Source organism: Entomomonas asaccharolytica (assembly GCF_016653615.1).
GTDB lineage: Bacteria > Pseudomonadota > Gammaproteobacteria > Pseudomonadales > Pseudomonadaceae > Entomomonas > Entomomonas asaccharolytica.
The window spans coordinates 1,768,473-1,783,661 of the sequence record NZ_CP067393.1 but is presented as its reverse complement, the minus strand read 5'-3'; the positions used below and the strand labels follow the sequence as shown (position 1 = coordinate 1,783,661).

14 protein-coding genes are annotated in these 15,189 nt (G+C 36.3%); 11 read left to right on the top strand and 3 right to left on the bottom strand.

Going from position 1 to position 15,189, the window contains the following annotated elements; all coding sequences use genetic code 11:
• Window positions 1–24 precede the first annotated feature (24 nt).
• Window positions 25–2,157 (bottom strand): ATP-dependent DNA helicase DinG, encoded by a 2,133-nt coding sequence (dinG, locus tag JHT90_RS08180; protein WP_201090303.1) that lies wholly within the window; start codon window positions 2,155–2,157, stop codon window positions 25–27.
• A gap of 63 nt (window positions 2,158–2,220) precedes the next feature.
• On the opposite strand from dinG, the gene grxB reads away from it, so the two are divergent.
• Genes grxB through JHT90_RS08125 form a run of 11 tightly spaced genes read left to right on the top strand, consistent with a single transcriptional unit; the run spans window position 2,221 to window position 11,999 of the window.
• Window positions 2,221–2,865 (top strand): glutaredoxin 2, encoded by a 645-nt coding sequence (grxB, locus tag JHT90_RS08175; RefSeq protein WP_236253889.1) that lies wholly within the window; start codon window positions 2,221–2,223, stop codon window positions 2,863–2,865.
• A gap of 26 nt (window positions 2,866–2,891) precedes the next feature.
• Entirely contained in the window at window positions 2,892–4,313 is a 1,422-nt protein-coding gene (locus JHT90_RS08170) for a mannose-1-phosphate guanylyltransferase/mannose-6-phosphate isomerase (RefSeq protein ID WP_236253887.1), read from the top strand.
• On the top strand, window positions 4,303–5,049 hold the full coding sequence (locus JHT90_RS08165; protein ID WP_201090302.1) for a glycosyltransferase: 747 nt from the start codon (window positions 4,303–4,305) through the stop codon (window positions 5,047–5,049). The genes JHT90_RS08170 and JHT90_RS08165 overlap by 11 nt, the downstream gene beginning before the upstream one ends.
• A gap of 12 nt (window positions 5,050–5,061) precedes the next feature.
• Window positions 5,062–6,018 carry a glycosyltransferase family 2 protein gene (locus JHT90_RS08160; protein WP_201090301.1) on the top strand — a complete coding sequence of 319 codons (957 nt, stop codon included), beginning with the start codon at window positions 5,062–5,064 and terminating at the stop codon, window positions 6,016–6,018.
• Window positions 6,008–7,084 carry a dTDP-glucose 4,6-dehydratase gene (gene rfbB / locus JHT90_RS08155; protein ID WP_201090300.1) on the top strand — a complete coding sequence of 359 codons (1,077 nt, stop codon included), beginning with the start codon at window positions 6,008–6,010 and terminating at the stop codon, window positions 7,082–7,084. The genes JHT90_RS08160 and rfbB overlap by 11 nt, the downstream gene beginning before the upstream one ends.
• Window positions 7,077–7,964, top strand: coding sequence for a dTDP-4-dehydrorhamnose reductase (gene rfbD, locus JHT90_RS08150; protein WP_201090299.1), 888 nt, complete (start codon window positions 7,077–7,079; stop codon window positions 7,962–7,964). Before rfbB ends, rfbD begins: the two co-directional genes overlap by 8 nt.
• A gap of 14 nt (window positions 7,965–7,978) precedes the next feature.
• A complete protein-coding gene (gene rfbC, locus JHT90_RS08145; protein ID WP_201090298.1) occupies window positions 7,979–8,557 on the top strand; it encodes a dTDP-4-dehydrorhamnose 3,5-epimerase in 579 nt (192 codons plus the stop codon).
• A complete protein-coding gene (locus tag JHT90_RS08140; protein ID WP_201090297.1) occupies window positions 8,554–9,678 on the top strand; it encodes a glycosyltransferase family 4 protein in 1,125 nt (374 codons plus the stop codon). Before rfbC ends, JHT90_RS08140 begins: the two co-directional genes overlap by 4 nt.
• Entirely contained in the window at window positions 9,679–10,632 is a 954-nt protein-coding gene (locus JHT90_RS08135) for a UDP-glucose 4-epimerase family protein (RefSeq protein WP_201090296.1), read from the top strand.
• A complete protein-coding gene (locus JHT90_RS08130) occupies window positions 10,632–11,648 on the top strand; it encodes an MraY family glycosyltransferase (protein WP_201090295.1) in 1,017 nt (338 codons plus the stop codon). The genes JHT90_RS08135 and JHT90_RS08130 overlap by 1 nt, the downstream gene beginning before the upstream one ends.
• Before the next feature lie 24 nt (window positions 11,649–11,672).
• Window positions 11,673–11,999, top strand: coding sequence for an MGMT family protein (locus JHT90_RS08125; RefSeq protein ID WP_201090294.1), 327 nt, complete (start codon window positions 11,673–11,675; stop codon window positions 11,997–11,999).
• On the opposite strand, the gene JHT90_RS08120 is transcribed toward JHT90_RS08125, so the two are convergent.
• The gene (locus tag JHT90_RS08120) at window positions 11,992–12,942 is read right to left on the bottom strand and encodes an NAD(P)H-quinone oxidoreductase (protein ID WP_201090293.1); all 951 of its coding nucleotides are present in this window, start codon (window positions 12,940–12,942) and stop codon (window positions 11,992–11,994) included. The genes JHT90_RS08125 and JHT90_RS08120 overlap by 8 nt on opposite strands.
• A 5-nt stretch (window positions 12,943–12,947) precedes the next feature.
• A complete protein-coding gene (locus tag JHT90_RS08115; protein WP_236253886.1) occupies window positions 12,948–15,131 on the bottom strand; it encodes a carboxy terminal-processing peptidase in 2,184 nt (727 codons plus the stop codon).
• Window positions 15,132–15,189 lie beyond the last annotated feature (58 nt).

The following is a 15,189-nucleotide window of genomic DNA, read 5'->3' as shown; positions in this document are numbered from 1 at the left end:
ATTTATACTTTGATGTATTTGATATTAATGAATTTCTCTTCTAAAAGGTGGTAAGGCATTAAGTAATGCTTTGCCATAACTTTTATTGATAATACGACGATCAAGTAATGTTATAGTGCCTTTATCTTGTTCAGTACGTATTAAGCGGCCACAGGCTTGAATAAGACGTAAAGAAGCATCAGGTACGGTAATTTCCATAAAGGGATTACCGCCTCTTTTTTCAATCCATTCGGCTAATGCCGCTTCAATAGGATCATCAGGTACTGCAAAGGGGATTTTTGCAATAATTACATGTTCACAATACTCGCCAGGTAAATCAACACCTTCAGCTAAACTGGCAAGACCAAATAAAATACTGGTTAAACCTTCATCAATACGAGTTTTATGTTGCTTAAGTAGTTCTTGTTTAGATAAGCTACTTTGTACCAATATAGATTCTTGGTAGGTAGTGGTTAGCCCTGCATAAACATCTTGCATTTGTTTTCTTGAAGAGAATAATACCAATGTACCTTGATAATCTTTAGTAAGCTCTGGTAATGCTTTGATAATAGCGGCAGTATGATCAGCCACATCTCTAGGGTCGGCTTTAAGATTAGGTACTTGTAGTAAACCCACTTGTTCGTATTGAAAGGGGCTTGGCACAATGCATGTAACGGTAGAATCTGGAAGCCCTGCACGCATAATCAATCGATCAAATTTACCTAAAGCCGTTAAGGTAGCTGAGGTAAGTAATGCACCATGAGCCGTATTCCAAAGTGATTGACGTAATGTATCGGCCGCTAAAATAGGGCTGGCATTAACCTCAATATCTAAATAATTACCAGAAGTATATAAGGTAAGCCAACGCGCATGAGGTGGTTTTTCTTCTTTATCTAACACAGTAAAGGCTGTCCATAATTGCCAATTGTTTTCAGCACGGTTTAGTAATGCACCAAAAGCAGGGTACCAATCCTCAGCAACATAAGACGGTAAGCTTAAATTAATTTTACCATCCATGGCTTGTTTTAATAGATCAGTGAGATGGCTTAAACAATCAACTAGTGACACAAAGCCCTTTTTTAGCTCCGTAGCGATGGTTAATATGTTTTCTGGAATAATCCCATGGTTAAAGCGATAACGGGGGGCTTCTTGATTATCAGCGTCTTTTGTCTCAGGTATGGAAAATAAGCCCATGCATGCATTGAGCATAAAATGCTGTTGTTCTCTTAAAGGGATAATTAACTCAGGTATTTTCTCTAATAGTCTGCCAAAATCGCCACTGGGAGAAAATTGTTTTAATAGTTTAGTGAGTGTTTTTGAGGTTTGATCCAACCAGTCACTAGTGGATTGTAAGCGTGTAAAATGAGCAAAATGATTGATTGCTTTATCAGCTAGATGGTGTCCTTCATCAAAAATATATAAGCTTTGTTGGGGGGCGGGTAATACTACGCCACCTCCTAAAGCTAAATCAGCTAATACCATATCATGATTAGTGACAATAATATCCACATCTTCCAGTTGGGTGCGTGCTTTAAAAAAGGGGCATTGTTGAAAATTAGTGCATAGTCTATTAGTGCATTGGCTATGTTCTGTGGTTACATTATGCCATTCATCATCTGTAATCACTTCTTGCCAACCATCACGATCACCATTCCATTTACCACTGGCTAGTTTATCTAGCATGGTTTTGTATAGCTTGATATCAGGTTTATTGGTATTTTCTAATGTGTCTTCAAATAATGAATCGCTAGTATATTGGTCTTCTTGTAATAAACGATCTAATTTGGTTAAACAAAGGTAACGACCACGACCTTTCGCTAATGCATAAGTGAAGCTTAAATTGGTATGTTTAGCAATATCAGGTAAGTCTTTATAGATAATTTGCTCTTGTAAGGCAACGGTAGCGGTTGAAATAACTAATTGCTTTTCTTCAAATTGGGCACAAGGTATTGCAGCGATACTATAAGCTACTGTTTTACCTGTGCCAGTACCTGCTTCAACTGCTATAATGGCAGGGTCACCAACACGCTGGCCTTTGTCATCAGTAGTAATTGTGCCAAAGACTTTTGCAATTTCAGCAATCATTAGTCTTTGTCCATAACGAGGTTTTAACCCTTTAGCTTCTAAGAAGTTAGAGTAAGCTTGTTGAATTTGCGACTTGAGTTCGTTATTGAGCATGGCTAACCTGATAATAAGTAAGCTAATTAGTTTAACCTATGATGCAAAGATTAGTAAGGAGTTATGATGGAAGTTTTATATGTTTATGATCACTGCCCGTTTTGTGTAAAAGCACGAATGATTTTTGGTTTAAAAAAACGGCCTTATGTTATTCATTATTTATTAAATGATGATGAACAAACCCCTATCAAGATGATTGGTCAAAAAATGTTACCCATTTTAGAGGAAGATGGCCATTATACAGGTGAAAGTATGGATATTGTCCATAAGATTAATAAGATAGACGGTAATCCCGTATTGATAGGTGAAACCAACTCAGCGATTACTGAATGGGTTAAACGGGTAGATAGTTATATTAATAAATTACTAATCCCGCGTTATGTGAGTGCTACCTTGCCAGAATTTACCACAGAGGAAGCGCGTGCTTATTACACCCATAAAAAAGAAGCTGCTTTTGGTGATTTTAAAACATTATTGGCAGAAACAGATCAATGGTTAGCTAAAATTAATCAAGATTTATTAGCTTTAGAGCCATTAATTAAATCTACTAAGGCTTGTAATGGTGAATTCTCAGAGGACGATATTCAATTATTTCCCATATTAAGGGGCTTATCTATTGTAGAAGGTGTGAAATATCCCCCAAAAGTAGATCAGTATCGTAAAAATATGTCTGACGAAAGTGGTGTTCCGCTTTATAATATAAGCTAGTTGATTATTTATTAGGAATATTTACTATGGTAGAGGCGATGGAACAACCATTGGTTCCTGTTGTTATGTCGGGTGGTTCAGGAACAAGGTTATGGCCTTTATCACGGCAAGCTAAACCAAAGCAATTTTTAGCTTTGGTGAGTGAGTATTCACTCCTTCAAGATACTATCAATCGATTAGATGGAATTAATAAGCAAGATCCTATCGTTATTTGTAATGAAGAACATCGTTTCTTAGTAGCCGAACAGTTAAGGCAATTAGAGCAAAAAGCAACTATTTTATTAGAGCCAATAGGGCGTAACACGGCGCCTGCGGTTGCTTTGGCTGCTTTTAAAGTTTACCAGCAGAGTCCCAATGCTATTTTATTAGTATTAGCTGCCGATCATTTGATCCAAAATATTGAGGCTTTTCAGCAAGCGATTAATAATGCCTTAACATTAGCTAATCAAGATTATTTAGTTACTTTTGGCATTGTACCTACTGCGCCTGAAACGGGTTATGGCTATATTGAGCAAGGCGCACAAATAGCAGAGGGTAGTTATCAAGTTAAGCAATTTATAGAAAAGCCAAGTCAGCCTAAAGCTGAGGAGTATATACAAGCAGGCCATTATTGTTGGAATAGCGGTATGTTTATGTTTACCGCTAAAACTTATTTAATGGAATTAGAAAGATATCGTCCTGATATTTATAAAGCCTGTCAGCAAGCGATACAATCATCAAAAGTTGATTTAGATTTTATTCGTATTGATAAAGAAGCTTTTTTAGGCTGTCCATCAGATTCTATTGATTATGCTGTGATGGAAAAAACTGATAAAGCAGTAGTGGTGCCTTTAGAGGCTGGTTGGACTGATATTGGCTCATGGTCAGCTCTTTGGCAAGTGGTAAATAAAGACTCACAGGGAAATACGCTAAAAGGAGATGTGCTAGTTGAGCAAACAACTAATACACTCGTTTATGCAAATGATAGATTAGTAACGACGTTGGGTGTAGATAATTTAGTAATTGTTGAAACTAAAGATGCAGTATTAGTAGCAGCTAAGGATAAAATACAGCAAGTTAAAGAAATTGTTACTAAATTGCAAAAAGCAGGTCGTGTAGAGGTTGTTCAGCATAGTGAAGTACATAGACCATGGGGGTTTTATGATTGTATTGATATCGGTGAGAGATATCAGGTAAAGCGTATTAATGTTAAGCCTGGTGCTAAGTTATCTTTGCAAAAACATCACCACCGTGCGGAGCATTGGGTTATTGTTAAAGGAACAGCCAGAATTACTAAAAATAATGAAACCTACTTATTAACTGAAGACCAGTCCACTTATATTCCCATTGGCGAAATTCACTCTTTAGAAAATCCAGGTAAAATACCTTTAGAATTAATTGAAGTACAATCAGGCTCTTATCTTGGAGAGGATGATATTATTCGCTTGGAGGATAAATATGGACGTTGATAATCCAACAAACAAAAATGTTAAAATCAGTGTTATTACGGCCACTTATAATGCGGCTCAATGTTTGCCTAAACTAATAGAAAGCTTGCAACAACAAACTGATAAGGATTTTGAATGGGTTGTAGCAGACGGTGGCTCGACAGATGGTACATTAGAGTTACTGGAACAAGTCACAGATATTACTATTAAATTCACATCGCAAGCAGATTTTGGTATTTATGATGCCTTAAATCGAGCAATTAAGCAGTGTGATGGGGATTACTACGTAGTGGCTGGCGCGGATGATTATTTTTATAATAATGCCATTGCAGATTTACGAGAGGCTGTAACTAGTAGTCATGCTGATTTAATTACAGCTACTATTAAACAGAATGATCAATTAATTAAGCCTTTAAATAAATCACCATGGCTATATGGTATGCGTAGCTATGTATCTAGCCACTCAATTGGTACATTGTTTAAAAAGTCATTACATAATCAGTTTGGCTATTATTCTAATAAGTTACCTATTACGGCCGATAATTTATTTATTTTGAAGGTGATGCAAAATAATTCTACAAAACTTAAGCAAATTCCAGCTGTTATTGGTTGTTTTGGAGCAGATGGCTTAAGTGGTTCAGATATAATAGGCACATTAACAGAAAACTTCAGAACTCAACTAATGATAGGTAGTAATAAATACTTGCAGTTAGTTACTTTATTCTTAAGATTATTAAAAAATAGTTTTCGTTACTAAAGGATATAAATATTGCTTACTAATGATACGCCTAGAATAGCTGTAGTTATTCCGCTATATAATAAAGAGTTTTCGGTAGCACGTGCAGTTTCTTCTGTATTGAATCAAACTAAGGACTTTCAACAATTAATTATTGTAGATGATGGCTCAACAGATAATAGTTTATCTGTGGTTAAGCAATTTATAGATCCTCGTATCATCGTAATTACACAAACTAATCAGGGCGTTTCAGCTGCTCGAAATAATGGTGTAAAAAATGCTAGTGCGGAATATATTTGTTTTTTAGACGCGGATGATGAATGGCATCCTTGTTTTTTAGAGGAAATCAGTAAATTAATCAAGTTAAATAAGCAAGCAGCTATATTTTGTGCTAGATATGAAGAAGTCACTGAAAATGGTAAGCGATTTGTAGGTAACTTAGTTAATATTGATGATAACTTCTATGGTCAGTTAGCTGATTTCTTTTCAGCCTATCAAGGTAATAGATCTCTTATTTGTTCTTCAAACAGTTGCCTTAACAGAAGGTACTTTCAACAAATGGGTAGTTTTCCTGTAGGTGCTAAGTTGGGAGAAGACATATATTTATGGCTTAGTGTTGCGCTTCTAGCCCCTGTGATGTTTACCACCAAAATATCTGCTAAGGTTTATCGCAATGCTGAAAATAGAAGTCATACTCTTGTAAAGCTGGTTGTTCCTTATCATATCAGTTATTTTCTCAACCCAGTTCAAAAATCTTTACTTATAAAAAATCCTACACTTAAATCATTCCTTATATATAATACGGTTATCTTTTGTTTATATGCTGCACAAACAGGTAATAGAAAAGTAGCCTTTTCAGCTGCAAAATTATTAATTAAACATGATTTTTTATATGGGCTAACATCCTTTATTGGTATTTGTTTACCAAAATGGTGTATTAACCTATTAAAAAAGCTTCGTAATAAAAAGACACTCTCTTATGAAAACTAATTTTAAAATACTTGTCACAGGTGGTGCTGGCTTTATTGGTTCGGCTTTAGTGCGTTTTTTAATTAATGAAACGGATAATATAGTTATTAATGTTGATAAGTTGACTTATGCAGGTAATTTAGAGTCATTAAAAACTATTGCTGATTCTGATCGTTATTTTTTTGAGCAAGTGGATATTTGTGATAAAGTAGCATTAGAGCATGTATTTACAACCTATCAACCCAATTTAGTTATTCATTTAGCTGCTGAATCACATGTAGATCGTTCAATTACAGGTCCTGCTGCTTTTATTGAAACCAATATCGTGGGTACTTATACCTTATTAGAAGCTGCTCGTCAGTATTGGAATAATTTACCAGAAACAGCTAAACAAGCCTTTCGTTTTCATCATGTTTCTACAGATGAGGTGTATGGTGATTTAGAAGGTACTACAGATTTATTTACAGAAACCACACCTTATGAACCCAGTTCACCTTATTCAGCTAGTAAGGCGAGTTCTGATCATTTAGTAAGAGCGTGGGGGCGTACTTATGGTCTACCTGTTTTAGTTACTAACTGTTCAAATAATTATGGGCCTTATCATTTCCCTGAGAAGCTGATTCCTTTAATGATTTTAAATGCGTTAGAGGGTAAACCTTTACCTGTCTATGGTGAGGGCAATCAAATTCGTGATTGGCTGTATGTAGAAGATCATGCACGCGCACTCTATAGGGTTTTAACGCAAGGTAAAGTGGGGGAAACCTATAATATTGGCGGTCATAATGAAAAACGTAATATTGATGTAGTAAAAGCTTTATGTAGCTTATTAGAAGAATTAGCACCCCATCATCCACAAGGTGTTAAACAATATACTGATCTGATTACTTATGTAAAAGACCGTCCTGGCCATGATGTGCGCTATGCCATTGATGCCAGTAAAATAGCTAATGAGTTAGATTGGAAACCACAGGAAACCTTTGAAACAGGGCTAAGAAAAACCGTTGAATGGTATTTGTCTAATACAGAATGGGTTGAGCATGTAAAAAGTGGCACTTATCGCCAATGGATAGCTAAGCAATATGGCTAATAAAATACTTTTATTAGGCAAAAATGGTCAGGTTGGTTGGGAGTTACAGCGCTCATTAGCGCCTGTAGGACAACTATTAGCATTAGATCGCCATGATCAAGGTGGTGATTTAACAGATCTTAAAAGCTTACAAAGAATAATAGTAGATTATCAGCCTACAATTATAGTGAATGCAACAGCTTATACAGCGGTTGATAAAGCAGAAACGGAAACAGAACTTGCTTTGCAAATTAATGGTAAGGCTGTTGAGTTTTTGGCTGAGCAAGCTAAACAATACCATAGTTGGTTAATTCATTATTCAACAGACTATGTATTTGATGGCAGTGGTGATACAGCGAGATTGGAAACGGCTGAAACAAATCCACTCAATATTTATGGTAAAACTAAATTAGTTGGTGAGCAAGCTATTCAGCAATTACTTGATAATTATCTAATCTTTCGAACATCTTGGGTTTATGCCACCCATGGTAATAACTTTATTAAAACCATGTTACGTTTAGCTAAAGAGCGAGAAGAATTAGCAATAATTAACGATCAAATAGGTTCGCCTACTGGTGCTGAATTAATTGCAGATATTACTGCTCATGCCATTAAACAGCTTAAGCCTGAGTTGGCAGGTATTTATCATTTAACAGCTGGTGGTGAAACCTCATGGTATGACTTTGCCAATGTTATTTTCGCTGAGGCAAAGCTTTATATTGCTGATCAATTAAAAGTTAAAAAAGTTAACGCCATTACAACTGATAGCTATCCAACACCCGCTAAACGTCCATTAAACTCTAGATTGGCAACGAGTAAGCTAATAAACACCTTTGATATTACTTTGCCAGATTGGCAATTAGGTGTTAAGCGCGTAATTGCTGAACTATTAACTGAATAGTAAAAGGTGTAGAAATGAAACTAATCCAAACAAAGATTGCTGATGTGGTGGTTATAGAACCGCAAGTTTTTGGTGATGATCGTGGTTGGTTTTTGGAAAGTTATAATGAGCAGAAGTTTTTTACTGCTTTAAAAGGTTTAAATTTACCTACACCTAGAACTTTTGTGCAAGATAACCATTCTTGTTCACAAAAAGGCGTATTAAGAGGATTACATTTTCAGCGTGTGCCTTATGCACAGGGTAAGCTGGTAAGAGTAGTGCAAGGTGCTGCATGGGATGTGGCAATTGATATTCGAGCTGGTTCACCTACAATAGGGCAGTGGGTAGCTGTAGAGTTATCCGCAGAAAATAAGAAAATGCTATGGATTCCAGAGGGATTTGCGCATGGTTTTTTAGCATTGCAAGATAATACCCATTTTTTATATAAAACCACTGATTATTACCATAAGGATTCAGAAAGTGCTATTCGTTGGGATGATCCTATCTTAGCAATTGAATGGCCTAAGTTAGACGGTGATATTATAGTATCTGAAAAAGATGCAGCAGCGCCTAGTTTTAAAGACTATTTAGCTAAGGAACATATACTTGAATGAAAGTAGCAATTATAGGGACTACTGCTCATTCAATTTTAGGGTTTCGTATTGATCTTATCAAATCACTTATTGCTAAAGGTCATGTGGTTTATGCGTTTGCACAAGATTATCAGCCATCTTCTAAACAAGCTGTTGAAGGCTTGGGTGCAATAGCGGTTCAATATCGTTTTAATCGCACAGGTTTAAACCCTTTTGTTGATTTAATAAATACCTATAGATTAGTTAAACAATTAAAGTTTTGTGGCATAGAACATACTTTTTGCTATTTCACTAAGCCTGTTATTTTTGGCACTTTAGCCGCTGTTTTGGCAGGTGTAAAACACCGTTATGCTATGTTAGAGGGGTTAGGTTTTACCTTTACACCTCAAGTAGAAGGAATATCCTTTAAAACAAAACTATTAAAGCGTATTCAAGTTTTTCTTTATCAATGCACTTTACCCTATTTAAATCGCCTTATTTTATTAAATAATGATGATAAAGCAGATTTAATAGACCACTATGAGATAAAAGTTAAAAATATTACCGTATTAGGCCCAATAGGGCTTAACTTAGCTGACTATCCTTATTCTATAGCGCCTATAGAGCCTGTTAGTTTTCTATTTATTGGTCGTTTATTAAAAGAAAAAGGTATTTTTGAGTATGTTAATGCAGCTAAGTTAGTAAAGGCTAAATATCCTACAGCACAGTTTATTATCTTGGGGAGTATAGATACAGAAAATCCTGGTGGTCTTACTCAATCTCAATTGGATAAATTAATAGATGAGCAGGTTGTCAACTGGCCTGGCTTTGTAACCAATATTGCCAAATGGTTACAACAAAGCAGTGTATTTGTTTTACCTTCCTATCGCGAAGGATTTCCTCGCAGTACTCAAGAAGCAATGGCTATTGGTAGGGCGATTATTACTACAGATGTTGCAGGTTGTAGGGAAACTGTACAAGAAGGTGTTAATGGCTTTTTAGTACCGCCATATTCGGCACAAGAGTTGGCTGATAAAATGTGTTATTTTATTGAACATCCTGAGAAGATTATAGAAATGGGTAATAATAGCTATCAAATAGCTCAACAAAACTTTAACGCAACTAAAGTTAATGAGCGTTTAATAGAGTTATTGGAGCTCTAAATGGAAAAAGTATTAATTACAGGGGCTACAGGATTTGTGGGGCAGGCTTTTGTTAAAAAAGTACTAGCAGACAATCGTTATACGCCTGTTATAACGGTACGTAAACCCCTTGCTCAAGAGAGCCAATTACAACAGTTTATAGTTCCTGATTTAGCCCAGCCAGTAGATTGGAGTGAAGCATTAAAAAATACCAATATAGTGGTACACATTGCTGGTCGTGCTCATATCTTAAAAGAAACAGCAACAGATCCATTACAAGCCTTTCGTGAGGTGAATGTAGCAGCTACCATACAGCTAGCTAAACAGGCTCTTGAAGCAGGTGTTAAGCGATTTATTTTTGTGAGCTCCATAGGCGTTAACGGCAATCATACCAAGCAACCTTTTACTGAGCAAGATACAGCTAATCCAGAAGGGAATTATGCTATTTCTAAGTTAGAAGCAGAGCAAGCCTTATGGCAATTAACCAAAGATACACCTATGGAATTAGTTATTATTCGTCCGCCTTTAGTGTATGGGGAAGGGGTAAAGGCTAATTTTCTTTCTCTTATTAAATGGGTTTATCGTGGTATCCCTTTACCACTAGGCTTGGTTAAAAATAAACGTTCTTTTGTTAATGTAGATAATCTAGTCGATTTATTATACAGGGTTATGGAACACCCCAAGGCTGCTGATCAAGTGTTTTTAGTGGCTGATGGTGAGGATTTATCAACCCCTCAATTATTAAAAGCTGTAGCTAAAGCCATGAATAAGTCTGCTAACTTAATACCAATTCCAGTAAGTTGTCTAAGATTAATGGCTACTGTAGTTGGTAAAAAGAATATAGCAAGGCAATTATGTGATTCACTACAAGTAGATATTTCTAAAGCAAAAACATTATTGGATTGGCAGCCTCCATTTTCTGTACAGCAAGGCTTGGAAAAAACAGTGAATGCTTTTCTTAAGGATAAAGCATAATGGCTTGGTCACTACTGATATTAATAGTTCTCGCTACCTTAGCCAGTGGTTTATTGACCTATTTAATAAAAAATTATGCTTTAGCAAAAAGCTTAATGGATATCCCCAATGAGCGTAGTTCTCATAGCATTCCTACACCTAGAGGTGGAGGTGTAGCCTTTGTTATTGTTTTTCTTTTTTTATTACCCTTTTTATATGGCTGGCAGTTAATTCCTGAATTTTTATTATGGGGATTATGGGGTGCAGGTATTATTGTTGCGATTATAGGTTTTTTAGACGATCATGGCCATATTGCAGCACGTTGGCGTTTATTGGCTCATTTTATAGCCGCAATATGGTTACTCTATTGGTTTTCAGGGTTTCCAAATCTAATGGTGTTAGGCCTTAATTTACCGCCTGTTATAACCTCTGTGTTGGCGGTATTTTATTTGGTGTGGTTGCTAAATCTTTATAACTTTATGGATGGAATTGATGGTATTGCCAGTATCGAGGCTATTTGTGTCTGCTTGAGTGGCGCATTACTCTACTATGTAGCAGGTTATTCATTAATCAGTTATACGGCGCTTATTTTAGCAGCTGTTGTGGCTGGGTTTTTATATTGGAATTTTCCACCTGCTAAAATTTTTATGGGTGATGCAGGCAGCGGTTTTTTAGGCATTATATTAGGTGGTTTATCTATTCAAGCGGCTTGGATTTCATCGCAGCTGTTTTGGGCTTGGCTTATTTTATTGGGCGTATTTGTTGTGGATGCGACTTGGACACTGGTTCATCGCTTATTACGTAAAGAGAAAATATATGAAGCTCATCGTAGCCATACCTATCAATTTGCAGCAAGGTATTTTGGCAATCATTTAACAGTAACTGTAGCTGTATTAATAATTAATGTTATATGGTTGTTGCCCATAGCACTTTTAGTCGCGAGTAATGATTTTAATGGATTATTGGCTATGGTGATCGCTTATCTACCTTTATGTTGGTTAGCTTATATGTTTAAAGCAGGTTCTGCTGAAAATTAATGATCAAACTGACTGATTGAGCTTATGGAAAACGATGTATCACTGATTAAAGATAACTTCTATCAAAGGGTGTTACAGGCAGTTTATAGCATTCCTTATGGTAAAGTAACAACTTATGGTGAGATTGCTCGCATGGCTGGGTCTAGTCGCGCTGCTAGGCAGGTAGGCGGAATATTAAAAAAACTACCAGAAGGTTCATCGTTGCCTTGGTTTAGAATAGTTAATCGTAATGGCAGAATATCTTTAACTGGGGAAGATTATCAGCGTCAATATCAAGCATTGATTGCTGAAGGCATAGTTTTTAGTGAAGATGGTCGTATTGATTTACACCAGTTTGGCTATTTTAATTAATAGTTAATGCTATTTTTCCATTAATTTGATTGCTTGCTAATGCTTCAAAAGCTTGGTCAGCTTGTTCGATTGCAAAGGTTTTGGCAAGATTATGAGAAAGCTGATTAGTCTCAAATAAAGGCCAAACTTTTTCAGTTAGTTGTTTGATTAAAGCTGCTTTAAAGTCATCATTACGACTACGTAATGTGGAGCCTGTCATTTGAATACGTTTCGCCAGTAATTTCGCTAAATTGATTTCTGTTTTATGGCCGCCCATCATAGCAATGATAACCCAACGCCCATCTATATTAAGCAGATCAGTGTTAAGTGCTGTATAGTTAGCACCGACAGGGTCCAAAATAACATCAAAAGGTGCTTGTTTATTAATAGCTTCTAAGTTCTCAGTACGAATCACACCACCTTCAGCACCAAGCGATTTACAATAATCTAGCCTATCTTGACTACCAACAGTTACCCAGCAAGGGTTATTAAAGGCTTTGCATAGTTGTATGGCAGCAGAGCCAACACCACCTGCACCTGCATGAATTAATACTTTTTCACTTGGTTTTAATTGCGCAATCTGAAATAAATTTAACCATGCAGTGGCATACACTTCAGGTAATACCGCAGCTTCTACTAATGAAAGATTTTGTGGTACGGGTAATAAATGACGTGCATCTATTACCACCTCTGTTGCCATAGCACCACCAGCTAATAAAGCACAAACTCGATCACCTACTTGCCAATTTGTGACCTGATTAGTTTCTGTAATAATACCTGCGCATTCTAAACCTAATGCTTCAGTAATCCCTTTCGGGGGCGGATATTTACCTTGTCGTTGCAGTAAATCTGCTCGGTTTAGTCCAGCAGCAGCAATTTGCACTCTTACATAGCCTTTCGGACAATCAACAACTGTTTCATGTTTCCAATTTAGCTGATTAGCTATGCTATAGAGTGCTTTCATATTAGCTACTTGGTTTGCTCATTATAGGTAATATAATCCAATAAGACATTAGCGGTTTCTACTAAATACCCGTCTTTTTCAGGTTTTGGAGTAGTGCTATCTTCCAATTCTTTGTTAAGTTCAGTTTCTAGTGCATCTAATTTCTCAACAGGCTTATCACCTTTAGCAATACGCCTAGTATTTTCTAGGTTGAGCAAGTCTTTTTCAGCCTGCTCTTTTTGTTGCTTACGTTGTTTTATATTCAATGAAAGTGTTTTTTCTTCGGCCAGTTTTTTTACTAAATCAGCACGTTTTTTGTAGTAAACAAAGTCTGGGTTGTTTTTCGCACGTTCATCATGTTTTTGCTGTAAATTGCCTAATATAGCGCTAAATGGATTATTAACTGCTGAGATAGCAGGGTTTATAGTATCCCAAGGCATAGCTTCTGGTAGGCTACTTTCACCAATTTGTTCAGTATCAATAATAGAAGGGTAAGTAATATCAGGTACAACCCCTTTGTTTTGAGTACTTTGCCCTGAAACACGATAGAACTTAGCAACTGTTAGTTTTAGTTCACCATGTTTTAAAGGTAATACAGATTGTACTGTACCTTTACCAAAGGTTTGACCACCCACTATCAGTGCTCGATGATAGTCTTGCATAGCCCCTGCAAAAATTTCTGATGCCGATGCAGATAGACGATTAACTAAGATAATTAGTGGTCCAGTATAGATAGGTGATTGTTTTACTTTGCCATCTTTTTCAGAGGCTGCTGCATCATCAAGTACAGTTACTTGACCATTGCTATCACGAACTTGTACTGCAGGGCCTAGTGGTAAAAATAGACCTGTTAGCTCAGTGGCTTCTTGTAATGAACCACCACCATTATTACGTAAATCAATGATGATGCCTTCTACTTTCTCTTTTTTAAGTTCGGCCAGTAGATTTTTTACATCACGAACACTGCTTCTATAATCAGGATCGTTATTTCTAACACCTTTAAAGTCAAGATAGAAGGTAGGAAGCTCAATAATACCAATTTTTCTAGATTTGCCTTGATGCTCTAGATTAAGTATCGATTTCTTGGCAGCTTGATCTTCTAATTTAATAGCTTCACGGATTAGCGTCACTTTCTTAGTGGTTAAGTCACCAGGAGGGTTAGAAGCTGGGATAACCTCAAGTTGTACTTTAGAACCTTTAGCACCCCGTATCTTTTTAACAACTTCCTCTAAGCGCCAGCCAATAATATCAATCATTTCCTCTTTATCTTGTCCTACAGCCACAATACGATCTGCGGGAGCAAGTTGTTTTGATTTAGCAGCAGGGCCTGCAGGCACTAAGCGAACAATTTTGACATAATCATTGTCACTTTGTAGAACAGCACCAATACCTTCTAAAGAAAGACTCATATTAATATCAAAGTTTTCTGCAGTCTCTGGTGACATATATTCTGTATGTGGGTCATAAGAGGTGGCAAAAGCATTGATATAACTTTGGAAGATATCTTCACTGGAAATTTGTTTTAAACGTTTTAATTGATTTTGATAACGTTTAGTTAACTGTGAAGTAATTTCTTCGTCCTTTTTATTGGTTAATTTCAAACGTAATACATCATCAGTAAACTGTTTAGACCATAACTCATGTTGTTCAGCTAAATCTTTTGGCCAAGGTGCTTTTTCGCGATCAATTAAAAGTGTTTCATCGCTATTAAAATCAATTTTATCAATACCATGCTCAAGTTTAGCTAATAAAAACTCAACACGACTTTGCACGCGTTCTAAATAGCGTTGATAGATGGTATAACCTTGTTTTAATTGCCCATAGCGTAGTAAACGGAAAAATTGTGTACGTAATGGCGAAAACTCGTCAATATCTGATTGTAAAAAGAAGCTGCGTTGTGGGTCTAAGGTTTTTAGGTAACTATCAAATACAACGGTTGAGCGGGCATCATCAAGTGGTAATTTTAAGTAATGATGGCGACGTAATATTTCAAAGATATTTAAACTAGTAATAATCTGATTTTCATCAGGCTTAAGGTCTTTCCAAGCAACAGTTTTATCATCTTTTTTAGCAGTTGTTTTGGCAGGCGTTGTAGCTGCTGTATCAGCTAAAACATTAGGTGCTGCAATGCCCATTGAAAAAAGTAAAGCACCTGTACAGCTAAAAGCACAAAGGGTGGATATAATTTTTTTAGTGAAAATATTTTTCATGGGGTTTAACAAGATTCCATTAGTTAGTAAATAATATTGCGCTACAATAAAAGTGGAT

Bases quoted from the DNA above. Each gene is read 5' to 3' on its own strand.
- dinG (WP_201090303.1), bottom strand. From the start codon at position 2,157: ATGCTCAATAACGAACTCAAGTCGCAAATTCAACAAGCTTACTCTAAC.
- grxB (WP_236253889.1), top strand. From the start codon at position 2,221: ATGATGGAAGTTTTATATGTTTATGATCACTGCCCGTTTTGTGTAAAA.
- JHT90_RS08170 (WP_236253887.1), top strand. From the start codon at position 2,892: ATGGTAGAGGCGATGGAACAACCATTGGTTCCTGTTGTTATGTCGGGT.
- JHT90_RS08165 (WP_201090302.1), top strand. From the start codon at position 4,303: ATGGACGTTGATAATCCAACAAACAAAAATGTTAAAATCAGTGTTATT.
- rfbB (WP_201090300.1), top strand. From the start codon at position 6,008: ATGAAAACTAATTTTAAAATACTTGTCACAGGTGGTGCTGGCTTTATT.
- rfbD (WP_201090299.1), top strand. From the start codon at position 7,077: ATGGCTAATAAAATACTTTTATTAGGCAAAAATGGTCAGGTTGGTTGG.
- rfbC (WP_201090298.1), top strand. From the start codon at position 7,979: ATGAAACTAATCCAAACAAAGATTGCTGATGTGGTGGTTATAGAACCG.
- JHT90_RS08140 (WP_201090297.1), top strand. From the start codon at position 8,554: ATGAAAGTAGCAATTATAGGGACTACTGCTCATTCAATTTTAGGGTTT.
- JHT90_RS08135 (WP_201090296.1), top strand. From the start codon at position 9,679: ATGGAAAAAGTATTAATTACAGGGGCTACAGGATTTGTGGGGCAGGCT.
- JHT90_RS08130 (WP_201090295.1), top strand. From the start codon at position 10,632: ATGGCTTGGTCACTACTGATATTAATAGTTCTCGCTACCTTAGCCAGT.
- JHT90_RS08125 (WP_201090294.1), top strand. From the start codon at position 11,673: ATGGAAAACGATGTATCACTGATTAAAGATAACTTCTATCAAAGGGTG.
- JHT90_RS08120 (WP_201090293.1), bottom strand. From the start codon at position 12,942: ATGAAAGCACTCTATAGCATAGCTAATCAGCTAAATTGGAAACATGAA.
- JHT90_RS08115 (WP_236253886.1), bottom strand. From the start codon at position 15,131: ATGAAAAATATTTTCACTAAAAAAATTATATCCACCCTTTGTGCTTTT.